The organism is Pelomonas sp. V22, from assembly GCF_030014915.1.
Lineage (GTDB): Bacteria > Pseudomonadota > Gammaproteobacteria > Burkholderiales > Burkholderiaceae_C > JAUASW01.
The window spans coordinates 594,502-608,489 of the sequence record NZ_JAGIXS010000002.1 but is presented as its reverse complement, the minus strand read 5'-3'; the positions used below and the strand labels follow the sequence as shown (position 1 = coordinate 608,489).

General features: G+C 64.8%; 18 protein-coding genes. 8 read left to right on the top strand and 10 right to left on the bottom strand.

Annotation, left to right across the window (positions count from 1 at the left end; all coding sequences use genetic code 11):
* The first annotated feature begins 77 nt into the window (after positions 1–77).
* On the top strand, positions 78–401 hold the full coding sequence (fliE, locus tag J7U46_RS12175; protein ID WP_282826122.1) for a flagellar hook-basal body complex protein FliE: 324 nt from the start codon (positions 78–80) through the stop codon (positions 399–401).
* A gap of 4 nt (positions 402–405) precedes the next feature.
* Here the strand turns inward: fliE and J7U46_RS12170 are convergent, their stop codons facing one another.
* The 8 genes from J7U46_RS12170 to J7U46_RS12135 all read right to left on the bottom strand — a co-directional run bounded on the left by J7U46_RS12170 (position 406) and on the right by J7U46_RS12135 (position 7,391).
* Positions 406–891, bottom strand: coding sequence for a prepilin-type N-terminal cleavage/methylation domain-containing protein (locus J7U46_RS12170; protein WP_282826121.1), 486 nt, complete (start codon positions 889–891; stop codon positions 406–408).
* Positions 891–1,649 (bottom strand): flagellar brake protein, encoded by a 759-nt coding sequence (locus J7U46_RS12165; protein WP_282826119.1) that lies wholly within the window; start codon positions 1,647–1,649, stop codon positions 891–893. The genes J7U46_RS12170 and J7U46_RS12165 overlap by 1 nt, the downstream gene beginning before the upstream one ends.
* A 24-nt stretch (positions 1,650–1,673) precedes the next feature.
* Positions 1,674–1,973, bottom strand: coding sequence for a flagellar protein FliT (locus tag J7U46_RS12160; RefSeq protein WP_282826117.1), 300 nt, complete (start codon positions 1,971–1,973; stop codon positions 1,674–1,676).
* Between the two features lie 50 nt (positions 1,974–2,023).
* Positions 2,024–2,455 carry a flagellar export chaperone FliS gene (fliS, locus tag J7U46_RS12155; protein ID WP_282826115.1) on the bottom strand — a complete coding sequence of 144 codons (432 nt, stop codon included), beginning with the start codon at positions 2,453–2,455 and terminating at the stop codon, positions 2,024–2,026.
* Between the two features lie 192 nt (positions 2,456–2,647).
* The gene (gene fliD / locus J7U46_RS12150) at positions 2,648–4,090 is read right to left on the bottom strand and encodes a flagellar filament capping protein FliD (RefSeq protein WP_282826113.1); all 1,443 of its coding nucleotides are present in this window, start codon (positions 4,088–4,090) and stop codon (positions 2,648–2,650) included.
* 154 nt (positions 4,091–4,244) lie between these two features.
* Entirely contained in the window at positions 4,245–5,102 is an 858-nt protein-coding gene (locus J7U46_RS12145) for a flagellin (RefSeq protein ID WP_282826111.1), read from the bottom strand.
* 212 nt (positions 5,103–5,314) lie between these two features.
* Positions 5,315–6,154, bottom strand: a complete 840-nt coding sequence (locus J7U46_RS12140) for a flagellin (RefSeq protein WP_282826109.1) — start codon at positions 6,152–6,154, stop codon at positions 5,315–5,317.
* Positions 6,155–6,551: 397 nt separating this feature from the next.
* A complete protein-coding gene (locus tag J7U46_RS12135) occupies positions 6,552–7,391 on the bottom strand; it encodes a flagellin (protein ID WP_282826107.1) in 840 nt (279 codons plus the stop codon).
* 722 nt (positions 7,392–8,113) lie between these two features.
* Here J7U46_RS12135 and J7U46_RS12130 point away from each other — a divergent pair.
* The gene (locus tag J7U46_RS12130; protein ID WP_282826105.1) at positions 8,114–8,644 is read left to right on the top strand and encodes a tetratricopeptide repeat protein; all 531 of its coding nucleotides are present in this window, start codon (positions 8,114–8,116) and stop codon (positions 8,642–8,644) included.
* Positions 8,645–8,732: 88 nt separating this feature from the next.
* Here the strand turns inward: J7U46_RS12130 and J7U46_RS12125 are convergent, their stop codons facing one another.
* Entirely contained in the window at positions 8,733–9,368 is a 636-nt protein-coding gene (locus J7U46_RS12125) for a hypothetical protein (RefSeq protein WP_282826103.1), read from the bottom strand.
* Complete coding sequence (locus J7U46_RS12120) at positions 9,365–10,009, bottom strand: glycosyltransferase (protein ID WP_282826101.1); 645 nt, start codon at positions 10,007–10,009, stop codon at positions 9,365–9,367. The genes J7U46_RS12125 and J7U46_RS12120 overlap by 4 nt, the downstream gene beginning before the upstream one ends.
* A 254-nt stretch (positions 10,010–10,263) precedes the next feature.
* Here J7U46_RS12120 and flhD (J7U46_RS12115) point away from each other — a divergent pair, with 254 nt between their 5' ends.
* From flhD (J7U46_RS12115) to J7U46_RS12090, 6 genes are all read left to right on the top strand, one after another.
* A complete protein-coding gene (gene flhD, locus J7U46_RS12115) occupies positions 10,264–10,587 on the top strand; it encodes a flagellar transcriptional regulator FlhD (RefSeq protein WP_282826097.1) in 324 nt (107 codons plus the stop codon).
* Positions 10,588–10,603: 16 nt separating this feature from the next.
* The gene (flhC, locus tag J7U46_RS12110; RefSeq protein ID WP_282826095.1) at positions 10,604–11,140 is read left to right on the top strand and encodes a flagellar transcriptional regulator FlhC; all 537 of its coding nucleotides are present in this window, start codon (positions 10,604–10,606) and stop codon (positions 11,138–11,140) included.
* On the top strand, positions 11,080–12,198 hold the full coding sequence (locus tag J7U46_RS12105; RefSeq protein WP_282826099.1) for a glycosyltransferase family 2 protein: 1,119 nt from the start codon (positions 11,080–11,082) through the stop codon (positions 12,196–12,198). The genes flhC (J7U46_RS12110) and J7U46_RS12105 overlap by 61 nt, the downstream gene beginning before the upstream one ends.
* 137 nt (positions 12,199–12,335) lie before the next feature.
* Entirely contained in the window at positions 12,336–12,659 is a 324-nt protein-coding gene (gene flhD / locus J7U46_RS12100; RefSeq protein ID WP_282826097.1) for a flagellar transcriptional regulator FlhD, read from the top strand.
* A gap of 16 nt (positions 12,660–12,675) precedes the next feature.
* Positions 12,676–13,212, top strand: a complete 537-nt coding sequence (gene flhC / locus J7U46_RS12095) for a flagellar transcriptional regulator FlhC (RefSeq protein WP_282826095.1) — start codon at positions 12,676–12,678, stop codon at positions 13,210–13,212.
* A 27-nt stretch (positions 13,213–13,239) separates the two neighbouring features.
* A complete protein-coding gene (locus J7U46_RS12090; protein ID WP_282826094.1) occupies positions 13,240–13,956 on the top strand; it encodes a class I SAM-dependent methyltransferase in 717 nt (238 codons plus the stop codon).
* Positions 13,957–13,988: the final 32 nt, after the last annotated feature.

Here is a 13,988-nt window from a genome sequence, read left to right as displayed (position 1 = left end):
ACACGCAGTTCCCTCCTTAGGGTGGCGCGCGCCTGCCTACCATTGCCTCACCTTGCCGAGATGGGCAGGAACAGGCCATGGACCTCAAGCTCAAACCCTTCGATTTCGCCCAAGCCGTCGCCCGCGCCGGGCTGACCCCCACCGGTCAGCCGCTGGTCACGGCCAAGCCGGTCGGCGGCGCCAGCTTCGCCGATGCGATGACGCAGGCGATGAAGGGCGTCAGTGCCGCCCAGAACGAGGCGACGCGGCTGCAGCGCGAGGTGCAGCTGGACAACCCGACCGTGAGCCTGGAAGAAACCATGGTGGCCATGCAGAAAGCGCAGATCGGCTTTCAGGCCACCTTGCAGGTCCGGAACCGATTGGTCTCGGCCTACTCCGAGATCATGAACATGCAGGTCTGAGCGTTCAGCAGGGTGTGGACTTGGGTGCATCCTTGCCGCACAGCGAGGCGCGGCCCAGGGCATTGAGTTCCACGCGGACCTGGCCGCCACGCTTGGTCGAGAACTCGGTGGGGCCGTAGTCGATGGCGCGCATGCCGGCTTCCAGTTGCGCGTCGCTCGCGTAGACCAGCCAGATGCCCGGCCATTCGCGGCTGTGCTGGCTCCCCATATTGCAGCGCTGCTTGAAGCAGTCGCAGGGTGAGCCGCTGTTGCTGCCCCAGCACCAGGCCTCGCCCTCGTGCTTGAAACTGAGGAATACGGGCCCGGCGTTGCTGCTCTGCACGCGGGCGCGTTGCAGGTCCAGCTGCAGGGTCTCGGCGGCCAGGCGCATGCGCTGTCGTTCACGCATGTGGTTGTAGTTGGGCACGGCAACGGCCAGCAGGATGGCGCTCACGGCCAGCACCACGGCGGCTTCCAGCAGCGTGAATCCGGTGAGGCGAGGGCGGGGCATCAGAGCTTGCGCTGCAGCAGGCGGCGGCGCTTCTGGGTCTGGTCAATGAAGCGCTGCAGATCGCGCAGCGCCAGCGGCGGCAGTTGCACGAAGGCGCAGCCCAGCTGCAGGCCCTCGGCCGGTACCTGCAGGCTGCTCACATGCTGGAGGCGCAGGCTGGTTTCCAGCCGGGTGTCGCGGTCCAGTTCCAGCCGCACCTGCTCGATCAGCGTGCCTGGCTCTTGTGCCTGCAGCTGGGGCGGCAACAGCAGGGCCAGGCCGCCAATGCTCACGTCCAGCACGCGCAAGCGCAGCAGGCCCACGGCCGGATCGTGGTGTTCGAACTTGGCGAAGGGGTAGGCGCTGCCGGTGGGCTGGACGCGGTAGGCCTGGCGGCGCTGGAAGCGGTACAGCGGACGTGGCAGATTGGCCTGCAGCATGGGGCCGGCACTGCCTTGCACCAGCACCAGGCCCTCGACGTCGAACTGCAGCCGGATGTTGTCCAGGAAGGCCTGGGCCTGGACCTCGGCGCTTGCCAGCAGCGTGCGCAGCCGCTCGTGGCTGGCGCTGCTGTCCAGATCGATCACGCCGCGGCGCGGGTCGACCTCGACGAGCGTGGCCTTGCAGCTGTCGCCCTCGGGCGTGGACAGGGTCAGGGCGCTGCGCTGGGCCTGCAGCTCGCGCAGCAGGGCCTGGATCTCAAGCGTGGCCTCAAGACGAAAAGCGCCGACGTCGAGCGGGTCGAGGTCGGCTGTGGGTGAGGGGATGGCATCAGGCATGCCTGGCGATTGTGCCTTCCCTGTTCAGTGAACCGTCTTGCTTTTGCCGGCGAGCACTTTGTCCAGGTCTTCAAGCCAGGGTTCGGCGAGGTTGCGGATCTCGGCGTCGTTCAGGAGGATGCGCTGCATGATGCGCGTCTTCAGCTTCGACTCCTCGGGCGCCAGCGCGGCCTGGGTCGCGGCATGCTTGAGCTGCGAGATCAGCAGCACGCAGGCGCCCTCGAGCTTGACGACTTCATCCCAGTTGCCAGTGCGGGCGGCGGAAAGCATGTCAGCGCTGGCCTGCTCGATGGCCTCGTAGTAGCTGAGGAGATGGGTGTTCATGGAGCGTCCGCAGGAATTCAGTTGAATGGGTGTGCTGGCTGAAACCGGCCTCAGGCGGCACGGGCCTGGGGTGCGCTGGGCGCAATGCTAGCCCAGGCATCACGGATGGGCTGCAACAGACGCTGGCATTCCTCGATGGCGCTGACGTCGGCGTGCAAATTCGCATGAGTCAGGCGCTTGCAGGTGTAGACGTAGAGGTCACGCAGGTCGGACGCGAGCTGGCCGGCTTCTAGCTTAAGGCCGGCCTTCAGGCCCTCGTCCAGAATGCGCACGGCGCGGCTCAGTGAGCGGTTCTTCAGTTCGGTGTTGCCGGCCTTGATGGCCCCGATGCCCTGGTTCATGGCCTCGAACAGGCCGTCGAACAGCATGGCCACCAGGCGGTGCGGGCTGGCGCTCAGCACGTCGGTTTCCACGCCGACCTTGCTGTAGAGATGGCTGGCGCGGTGGGCGCGCGAGGCAAAGGGGGAGGCATTGCCGTACATATTCTTGTGCTTTCCTGCTTGCCAGAGGCTCGGGTTGAAGACGTCTTGTGAGCTTTTTCGGCCGGGCCTGGACAAACTTGAGAGGCGGTGCCGGGCAGCAAGGGCAGAAAACCGGCGTAAAAAAACCCGGCAGTGCCGGGTTCGTGAGATTTCTGGCGAGGCGTGATGCTCCGGCGCAGGTGGCGAGGGGCCTCAGCTGCTCTTGTTGAGCAGGGCCATCTGCTGGCTGACGTAGCTGGACAGGTTGTTCAGCTGGCCCATCTGTTTGTCGAGCGCCGTGTAGCGGGCGCGCAGCCGGGCCTCGACCAGGCTGACATGGTCTTCCAGCCTGTCCGACTGCTTGCCATTGGCGGTGATGCGGCTTTGCAGGCCCGTCTGGCGGCTGGTCAGGCTGCCATCGGTGCTGAGCAGCTTGTCGGTCAGTTGGCGGAAGCGCACCCCAAGGCCGCTGTTGGTGTCGTCCGTGCTGTCGATGCCGGCAAAGAAGCCCTTGACGTTCTCGAGGTTGCCGAGGGCCTTGGTCAGCTTGGTGTCGTTGACCTTCAACAGGCCGTCGACGCCCGGGTCCAGCCCCAGGTCGGAGAAACGGGCCAGGCCGGTACCGCCCAGTGTGGTTGCGCTGGACGCCAGGCTGCGCAACTGCATCTGCAGTGTCGTTGCCGTTGAATCGCCCTGCAGCGTGCCCGCCGTCTTGTTGGTGGCGTCGTACTTCGTCTGGTCGCGCAGCATGCTCACAGCGGCGTTGTAGTTGGTGACGAAGTCGTTGATCGCCTTCTTGATGCCGTCCTTGTCCTGGTCCACGCTGAGCGTGACGTCGGTCGTGGTGGTCTTGAGCAGGGTGATGTTGAGGCCGTCGATGGCGTCCTTCATCTGGTTGCTTTCGGATTCCACCGACAGGCCGTTGAGCACCGCCAGCGCATTGACGGCCGCCAGGTTCAGCGTCATGGAGCTGACGCCCACGCTGGGGTCGTAGGCCAGCGACGACAGGCCAGAGTTGTCGCCGTTCGTACCATCGGCGTCGTTCACGCTGATGCGGAAGGCGTTGGTCTGGCCGGTTTCGCTGGAGCGCATCACCAGGCGGGAGCCTGCAGCGTCGGTCACCACCGACGCCACGACGCCGGCCTTGGCGGCATTGATCTTGTCGCGGATCTTGGTCAGCTGGTCTTCACCCGGCGCGATATCGATGGTGACGGCCGTGCTGCCGGTTTTGCTGGTGAATTCGGTCTGGTCGCTGTTCCAGCTGCCGAGCTCGATGGTGATGGAGCCGCTGCCGATCCCGGTCGTGGCGTTGGCAACAATCTGGCTGGACAGGGTCTGGGACGTGGCCAGGCGCGAGACCGAGACCTGGAACTTGCCGGCCGTGGTGCTGGTGCCGGCCGTCACGGCCACGCTGGTGGCATCGCTGGACGAGGGCAGACTGGCCTGCCAGGTTTCCGGCCGGGCCAGCTTGAGGGCGGAATCGCGCAAGGTGGAGAACGCGCTCTGCAGCTTGCCGTAGGCGGAAAGTTGTGTCTTGAGCGTGTCGGTCTTGGTCGCCAGCTGGGTGATGGGCGCGCGCTCGGCCGCCACCAGCTTGGTGATCAGGTCTTCGATATTCAGGCCGCTGCCTATGCCTGCCGATGTGATGGTTGCCATGAACGTTCTCCAGCGTCTCGCGAAGGGGGCGGGTGCCAGTCCTTCTGACGGTTGCCGGTCCTAAGGCTTCTATCGACCGGCGCTGCAAAAACTTTAGGCCGGTTTTATGCCGGCCCGTGAGTTTGCCGCAAAGGGCGCGTTGGGTGCGGGGCGATCAGCCGTTGCGCAGCAGCGAGAGCACCTGCTGCGGCAGCTGGTTGGCCTGGGCCACCATGGCATTGCCGGCCTGCTGCAGGATCTGGGCGCGGGAGAGCGCCGAGGTTTCCGCCGCGTAGTCGGCATCCATGATGCGGCTGCGGGCGGCACTCTGGTTCTCGACCGAGATCTGCAGGTTGGAGATCACGGCCTCGAAGCGGTTCTGCGTGGCACCGAGGGCGGCGCGCTGCTCGCTGGCGGTGTTGATGGCCAGGTCGATGGCGTCGATCACGGCACCGAGCGTCGTCGGGTCCGAGGTGTTGTCGATGGTCGAGACCGTCGGGTCGGTGATCGCGATGATGGTCGGGTCGACGGTCAGGTCCACCGTGGTCACGTCAATGGTGTCGTTGACCGAGGTGTTGGGGCCGACCTGGAAGGTCTGCGGCGTCGCGGCATCGGCACCGAGGATGGTCTTGCCGTTGAAGGTCGTGCCGGCGATGACGCGGTTGATTTCCTTGGCCAGCTGCTGGAATTCCTTGCCCAGCGAGTCGCGGTCGGCGCTGGTGTTGGTCGCATTGCGCGCCTGCACCGCCAGTTCGCGCATCCGCTGCAGGGTGTCGCTGACCTTGGCGAGCGCGCCTTCAGCCGTCTGCGCCAGCGAGATGCCGTCATTGGCATTGCGGATCGCCACGTTCATGCCGCGCACCTGGGCATTCATCCGTTCCGCGATCGCCAAGCCGGCCGCGTCGTCCTTGGCCGAGTTGACGCGCATGCCGGAGGACAGGCGCTGCATCGCCACGGCCAGGGAGCCCTGAGAGTTGTTCAGGTTCCGCTGGGCGTTGATCGAGGCAATGTTCGTGTTAATGGTCTGGGGCATTTCAGCACTCCTGCAAATTCAGGCCGGGAGGCAGGATTCCACCTACCCGATGACTGAATTCTGCGAGTGCCGAAATTTTCCAAAAGCCCGATCAAGCGCCTAAATCACGGCCAAAAAGGAAGCGTCAGGCCCCGACCTGGCAGTCGGTGCCCAACGTTTCCGGTCCATGCCCTGACTAGGTCGCGCGCGGTGCGCGCGAGCCTTTTTCGGCCTTACTGCAGCAGGCGCAGCACCTGCTGCGGTTGCTGGTTGGCCTGGGCAATCATGGCCGTGCCGGCTTGCTGCAGGATGTTGGCGCGGCTCAGGTTGGCGGTTTCGGAAGCAAAGTCCGCGTCCATGATGCGGCTGCGGGCGGCCGTCTGGTTCTCGACCGAGATCTGCAGGTTGGAGATCACCGCGTCGAAGCGGTTCTGCGAGGCGCCGAGCACGGCGCGCTGCGAGTTGGTGGTGTCGAGCGCGGTGTCGATGTCGTTGATGATGGTGTCCAGGTCGGTGCCGACCGTGGTGTCATCGAACGTGGCGCCGGTGACGGCGGTGATGGTGGCATCGGCGGTCAGGTCGGTCGTGACCACGTCCACGCGGTCGTTTGTCGTGGTGTTGGCGCCGATCTGGAAGGTCTGCGTGCCGGAATCGGCGGCCAGGATGGCCTTGCCGTTGAAGGTGGTGCCGGATACGACGCGGGTGATTTCCTTGGACAGCTCGGCGAATTCCTTGCCCAGCGAGCCAATGTCGGTCGTGGTGTTGGTGGCGTTGCGGCCCTGCACGGCCAGCTCACGCATGCGCTGCAGTGCGTCGCCCACCTTGGAGAGTGCGCCTTCAGCCGTCTGCGCCAGCGAGATGCCGTCATTGGCATTGCGGATCGCAACCGTCATGCCGCGCACCTGGGTGCTCATGCGTTCGGCGATGGCGAGACCGGCGGCGTCGTCCTTGGCGGAGTTCACGCGCATGCCGGAAGAGAGGCGTTGCATCGAGGTCTGCAGCGAGAGCTGCGAGGAAGCCTGATTGCGCTGAGCGTTCAGCGAGGCCAGGTTGGTATTGATGATCGCGGGCATGATTCAATCCTTTCGGTGTCTAAGGTTTCGGGTACTTGTCCGGTACTCGGATAGCCTTCTTGCGGTTCGATAACTCGGTCGCCTCCATGGGAGGAAACCTCGCCGGCATGACCATGGCTTGCGCCTGATCGCTTACCGTCCGCGTCCTGCCTAACTTCAACGTGACATGCGCACGTCTCCATCGGCCGGCTGACCGGACAACGCAGTCCTCAAACATGTTCGGACCCGTTGGATGTGTTATCGACGACACCTGGATCTACTTAAATCCTTTCTTGCATGGCGACGCCAGCCCGGCATTTTTTTTGCCGGGCGGCGTACTCAGGGGGCTTGGGCTGGCGGAGTGACTACTTCCGTAGTGACTGCGGCCGTGGTCAGGGCCAGCGAGGCTGGCCCAGGGTCATCGAAGAAGCGACAGAACGTTCTGAGGCATCTGATTCGCCTGGGCGATCATCGCCGTACCGGCCTGCTGCAGGATCTGCGCTCGGCTCAGGTTGGCGGTTTCCGCAGCGAAGTCGGCGTCCATGATCCGGCTGCGGGCGGCGGTCTGGTTTTCGACCGAGATCTGCAGGTTGGAGGTCACGGCGTCAAAGCGGTTCTGCGAGGCACCCAGCACGGCGCGCTCGGAGTTGACGGTGTCCAGGCCAGTGTCGATGTCCTTGATGATCTGGTCCAGATCGCTTTGGACGATGGTGTCGTCGAACGTGGCACCGGTGACCGCCGTGATGGTGGCATCGGTGTTCATGTTCTTGGTGGTGACGTCCACGCGGTCGTTGGCCGTGGTGTTGGCACCGATCTGGAAGGTCTGGGTGCCGGAGTCGGTCGACAGGATGGCGCGGCCGTTGAAGGTCGTGCCGCCGGTGACGCGCAGGATTTCGTTGGACAGTTCCTTGAATTCCTTGCCCAGCGAGCCGAGGTCGGCCGTGGTGTTGGTGGCGTTGCGGCCTTGCACGGCCAGCTCGCGCATGCGCTGCAGGGCGTCGCCGACCTTGGCCAGGGCGCCTTCAGCGGTTTGCGCCAGCGAAATGCCGTCGTTGGCATTGCGCATCGCCACGTTCATGCCGCGCACCTGGGTGCTCATGCGTTCGGCGATGGCCAGGCCGGCGGCGTCGTCCTTGGCGGAGTTGACGCGCAGACCCGAGGACAGGCGCTGCATGGCGACGGAGACCGCCGCCTGCGAGTTGTTGATGTTTCGCTGTGAGTTCAGCGAATTGATATTGGTATTGATGACGGCGGGCATGATTTGCTCCTATTTCAGCTACATAGACGAATGGCTAGGACCAGTGGCCTGTACCCCCACGGAACAAGGCCGACGTGAACCGAGCGCCCTGATGGGCTCCCGTGACATGGCTATCCCCGGCCTTGCGGCCAGCGATCTCCATACCGCCCGGCAGGCGAACCCCTACAACCACGCACCCCTACGGGCGCCCGACCAAGGGCCTCGTCTACCGGACCACGCGTCTGTTTCCAGACCCGTTGGATTGGGTATCGGACAACCCAGCGCGGAACTTGAGCGCTGTTTGTCAATAGGCCTGATCGGTTGATAAGCACCGTGCATTACTGCCAGTTCATCGCTTCGTGTGGGGGTGCACCTGTAGCGGGGTGCCGAAGCGAGATGCCGTCATCAGATCCGGCAGCATGCGTGGAGCCTGGTGGTTGTGCGGGGGGGGGGTGGGGCTGGCTGGGTCTTGGTTCTGGGTCCTGTGGGTTCGTCTTTGTCTGAACAGCTGAAACAGGCTCACCACCTTCAGCAAAAGCCGGAAGCGGTGCCGCCATGTCTTTGTTTTCGGCAGGGCGGGCGGCCGACAGGCTTGGATGAAGGGCGGCGAAGCGGTGCTTTTCTCACGAATGGTCTTCGGGGGGCTGCCTAAAGTTCTTCCCATCGTGGCCGATACGCGCGCATTCGCGCATGCATTGGAATCCAGTTCGGCGAGAGGCCCCGATCAACTTTTGGAGACTTCGATGCAAGCACGCGAAAACGCAATGGGCCCCGAGGCCCAGGATGAAATCAGTGAAGAAGCGGCCATGTTGTTGGCCGCCGCTCGCAATGCCGCCTTCGCGGAAGCCAGCCAGGGTCGTCTCGGCCACGGCCTGGACCTGCTGCAGGCCGCCTTGCAGCAGGAGCCGCAAAGCCATGACCTGCTGAGCGACATGGCGGCGCTGCTGCTGAGCGCAGGCGAGCTCCATCTCGCGGCCGCCCATGCCCGCCAGGCGCTGGAGATTTCGCCCCATCACGGCCCCAGCATCTATTCGCTGGCCTTTGCGCAAATGGGCCAGGGTCAACTGGTTGAGGCGCGCGACCTGATGCGCCGCCTGGTTCTTGGCCCGGCCCACGAAAGCCTGGTCGCCGAGGCGCCCGAGCTCATGGCACTGGTGCAGGCAGAGCTGGACCGGCTGGAAACGCTGACGGCGGGCCCGGTGCCGGCTGCCGTGCACATGCTGGTCGAGCAACTGAGCCAGCAGTCGAGCAGCCAACGCCCGACCGCCGGCTGATTTCCGCCGCTGCTGCGCCGAGGTGAACTGCGGCCGCGCCGCCCACTAGGGGCCGCGCGGCCGTGTGTCGTTTTGATGAGCCGGCCGCTCAGGCGCGGCGAGCGACGGCCAGCAAGGACATGCGGTTGAAGAACCACAGGCCCTGCAGCTTCCAGGGCGTGTACTTGCGCAGCACATTGGCCAGCGTGTAGGGCGTGTACCAGCAGTTGTGGTCGGGATGGACCACCTCGACCATGGTCTGCGCGCCGGCGTTGTAGTCGAAATGACGGCGCATGCAGCTGAAGGCGTCCGGCACGGTGATCACATATTCCTTGGCGCCGACAGCATCGAGCTCGGTCAGGAAGTCCTGCAGATTGGCCACATGCTCCATGACCTCGGGCACCAGCACCAGGTCGTAGTCGTGCGGCACGTCCGACCAGCGTGAGAAGAGCCGTCCGCGCAGATGCGGCTGCATCTCGGCGAACACCTCGTCGTGGATGTCGAAGCCGTCGACCTCGCCCAGCCGGTCCAGCCGCAGGTGCAGCGATTGCTCGAGGTCGGTGATGGGCCAGTCGACGCAGCCCACATGCAGCACCCGTTTGCCGGCGCACAGGCTGGCCAGCACATCCAGCCGCGACCGGCCGTTCAGCTCGTCGCTGACCGGCTGCTTCTGCACGAAGAAGGCGTCGTTGCTGAGTTCCAGTGTCGAGATCGGACGCTGGTCTGTAGGCAGGTCATCGTTCATGCATCGAGCTCCAGTTGATGCAGCTTGTCGTAGGTGTCGAGCGTGCTGCCCCAGGCCTGGTCGGCGAACACGGTGCCGCCGCCGCCATAGCGGGCGCCACTGAAATGCTCGGGGATGAAGAGCTGCGAGGGCCAGATCGTGAGATTGGCGTACTGGTAGTGCCGGTGGCATTCAGTGAGGAAGAGCGGGCCCACGCTTTGCCAGGCCATGCGATCAGTCAGCGTCGCGCTGTTCTGCAGGTCCAGCACCATCTGGCCGAAGAAGGGGTTCTCCTTGACCGAGGCCACATAGCCAGCGGCGATCAGGCCGGGGCGCACCAGCTCGTTTTCCCAGCAGGCCATGGCCTCGCCCTCGAACAGCCAGGGCTCCAGCGGGCGACGGCAGATGCTGTCGGCATCCACGACGAAGCCGCCTTCGTTGTAGAGGATCTCCCAGCGCATCAGGTCGGCCACGCCATTGAGCTCGCGCTCGGCCATGGCCCGCATGTGCGGCGCATTGACCCAGCCGTAGCTGGCCAGCTCGGCATTGCCCCAGAGCTTGAGCTCCCAATCGGGGTTGTGGCGGCGCCAGGTCGCTATGCAGTTGTCCGGCCGCTTGCTCTCGTCGCCGACCCAGATCACGTGCAGGGTGCGTGGAATCATCGCGTGCTCTTCAATGGATCGAATGCGCCAGTCTGCCTGCGTCCGGCCCAGCGCCATGGGCCAAAAAGCCCGGCTTTTGAGCGCCTGCCGATGGGCTGCTTGGGCCGCCGAGTGTGAACTAGTGGACGGATTTGTAGGAAGTGGGCTGACATAAGGCGGGGCAGGGCGGAGACACCGCAGGCAGATTTGGGCTGATTTGAGGGGCCAGTTCGGCTCATCACAATGGGAACCAGACACCCCCACGGAGCTTTCCCATGAATGCCGACCAAATCCTTGCCGAGATCCGCGAAGCGAACCTGAGCTACCTGATGCTGGCGCAGAACCTGATCCGCGCAGACCGGGAGCAGGCGCTGTACCGCCTCGGCGTTTCGGAAGAGACGGCGACGCTGATCGCCACGCTCTCGCCGGCACAGATCATGAAGATCGCCAGCGGCAACACCTTGCTGTGCCGCTTCCGCATGGACGACGACCTGGTGTGGGGCCTGCTCACGAGCCACGGCAAGACCGCAGCGAACGACCAGGTCTCGCGCTTGCATGCTTCGATCCTGATGGCTGGCCGTCATGAAGAAGCAGCCTGAGCGGGAGGAGAAGAACATGCGCCAAAAGAGCATCCTGACCGAAGCCCGCCAGATCGAACGTGCGGTGACGCTGATCAACCTCGGCGCCCGGCTGCAAGTGCTGGAGTCGGAAACCGACATGAGCTACGAGCGCTTGCTGCGCCTGTACAAGGAAGTCTCGGGCAAGAGCCCGAGCAAGGGTCAGCTGCCGTTCTCGACGGACTGGTTCATGACCTGGCAGCCCAACATCCATGCGAGCCTGTTCCTGAACATCCACGAGTACCTGAACAAGGTGGCGGAGATGGACGAGATCGACACGGTGATCAAGGCCTACCAGCTGTACCAGGAGCAGACGAGGGCGCAGGGCCTGGAAGAGCTGCTGTCCGTCACACGGGCCTGGCGCCTGGTGAAGTTCGTGGACAACGGCATGCTGACGATGACCAAGTGCAGCAAGTGCGCAGGGCAGTTCGTGACGCATCCGCACGAGGTGGCGCGCCACTACGTGTGCGGGCTGTGCAATCCGCCGGCACGGGCGGGCAAGGGTCGCGCCACCGGTGCGATACAAATGCATTGAAGATGGTTGCCACCCTCTGCCTGGTGGTCATTGCGCGTGACGAAGCCGCTCACATCGAGCGGCTTTTGCGCAGCGTGGCGCCCTTCGTCGACCGGATGCTGGTGCTGGACACCGGCTCTGTCGATGCGACGCCAGCCCTGGCGGCCGCCTGCGGCGCGCAGGTTGAGCATTTCACTTGGGTCAACGACTTCTCGGCCGCACGCAACCGCGCACTGGAACTCGCCAACGCCGATTGGCATCTGGTGCTGGATGCCGATGAATGGCTGATCGATGGGGGCGAGGTCTTGCGAGGCTTGCGCCAGCAGACGCCGGACTTCGTCGGCAGCCTCGCCCTGGAAGACCAGTTCTTCGATGGAGAACTGCGCCATTCGCAGGGGCGCTTGAGCCGGGTCTTGCCCGGAGCCGTGCGCTACGCGGGCAGCATTCACGAGCAGCCGCAGCATGAGTTGCCGGTCCGGAATCTGGCCATCCGGGTCGGCCACGACGGCTATCTTCCCGAACGCCTCGCCGCCAAGCGCGGCCGTAACCGCGTGCTGCTTGAGCAGGCGCTGGCCACAGCGCCGGATGATGCGTATCTCAGCTATCAGCTGGGCAAGGATGCCGACGTCTACGAAGCCTATGAGGCCGCCGAGGCAGCCTTCGCGCGTGCCGCAAAACAGCCGGACGTGGAGGCGCATGACTGGTGGCCCGATCTGATGGTCCGCCGCCTGTTCGCGCTGAAGAAGCTCAAGCGCCACGAGCAAGCGATGAACCTTGCGGAGCTTCAGTTGCAGCGCTGCGGCGAATCGCCGGATTTCTTCTTCGTGCTGGGCGACCTGTTGCTGGATTGCGCGGCCGAGGCGCCCGAGCAGGCGTCGGGCCTGGTGCCCATGATCGAGCAGGCCTGGCTGCGCTGTCTGGAACTGGGCGAACGCCCGGATCTGCCCGGTGCTGTGGCGGGGCGGGGCAGTCGCCTGGCCGCCCACAATCTGGCCTTGCTGCTGGAAGGCACTGGGCGCGCCGTCGAGGCGCAGCAACTGCGCGCCGACTTCGGTTTGGCATCCCCTTCAAAAGTGTGAACTACTGGACGCTTTTGTAGGAAGTGGACTGACAGGAGGCGGGGCAGGGCGGAGACACCGCAGGCAGATTTGGGCTGATTTGAGGGGCCAGTTCGGCTCATCACAATGGGAACCAGACACCCCCACGGAGCTTTCCCATGAATGCCGACCAAATCCTTGCCGAGATCCGCGAAGCGAACCTGAGCTACCTGATGCTGGCGCAGAACCTGATCCGCGCAGACCGGGAGCAGGCGCTGTACCGCCTCGGCGTTTCGGAAGAGACGGCGACGCTGATCGCCACGCTCTCGCCGGCACAGATCATGAAGATCGCCAGCGGCAACACCTTGCTGTGCCGCTTCCGCATGGACGACGACCTGGTGTGGGGCCTGCTCACGAGCCACGGCAAGACCGCAGCGAACGACCAGGTCTCGCGCTTGCATGCTTCGATCCTGATGGCTGGCCGTCATGAAGAAGCAGCCTGAGCGGGAGGAGAAGAACATGCGCCAAAAGAGCATCCTGACCGAAGCCCGCCAGATCGAACGTGCGGTGACGCTGATCAACCTCGGCGCCCGGCTGCAAGTGCTGGAGTCGGAAACCGACATGAGCTACGAGCGCTTGCTGCGCCTGTACAAGGAAGTCTCGGGCAAGAGCCCGAGCAAGGGTCAGCTGCCGTTCTCGACGGACTGGTTCATGACCTGGCAGCCCAACATCCATGCGAGCCTGTTCCTGAACATCCACGAGTACCTGAACAAGGTGGCGGAGATGGACGAGATCGACACGGTGATCAAGGCCTACCAGCTGTACCAGGAGCAGACGAGGGCGCAGGGCCTGGAAGAGCTGCTGTCCGTCACACGGGCCTGGCGCCTGGTGAAGTTCGTGGACAACGGCATGCTGACGATGACCAAGTGCAGCAAGTGCGCAGGGCAGTTCGTGACGCATCCGCACGAGGTGGCGCGCCACTACGTGTGCGGGCTGTGCAATCCGCCGGCACGGGCGGGCAAGGGTCGCGCCACCGGTGCGATACAAATGCACTGAGATGCGTTGAACCGGATGCGCTGAAGCTTGTTCTCCACCCTGATCTGGCCGCTGGCCGCCCTCGCAAGCTGGGCGGCCTGCTGGTTTTTGTACCGGGCTTTGCTGCCCCAGGGAGCGCTGATCGCCCTGGCGGCGGCCAGTGTGCTGGGCCTCGCGCTGGCCTGGCCGCATGCGCGGCGCTGGCGCCGGCTGATCATCGCGGCCGGCTTTCCGCTATCGCTGCTGGCTTCGGCCCAGGCGTTGCTGCCGGCCTGGGCCTGGTTGCTGCCCTTGCTGCTCCTGTTGCTGACCTATCCGCAGCGAAGCTGGCGCGATGCGCCGCTGTTCCCCACGCCGCTGGGCGCCCTCGATGAACTGAGCCAGCAGGCAAGACTTGCCCCAGGCGAGCGCGTGCTCGATGCCGGCTGTGGCCTGGGCGCCGGCCTCAAGGCCTTGCGCCGCGCCTACCCGCAGGCCCAGCTGGAGGGCATCGAATGGAGCCATCTGCTGGCGGCCGTCGCCCGCCTGCGCTGCCGCTGGGCGCGGGTGCACCAGGGCGATATGTGGGCGCTGGACTGGCGGCCCTACCGGCTCGTCTACCTGTTCCAGCGGCCCGAATCAATGGTGCAAGCCTGGGACAAGGCGCGCACCGACCTGGCGCCCGGCAGCTGGCTGGTCAGCCTGGATTTCGAGGTGGCCGGCCGCAAGCCTGAGGCCAGGCTCGAGCTGCAGGGTGGGCGAGCACTGTGGGTCTATCGCATCTAGTTGGACCCAAAACAACGCAATGATGAGAGGAT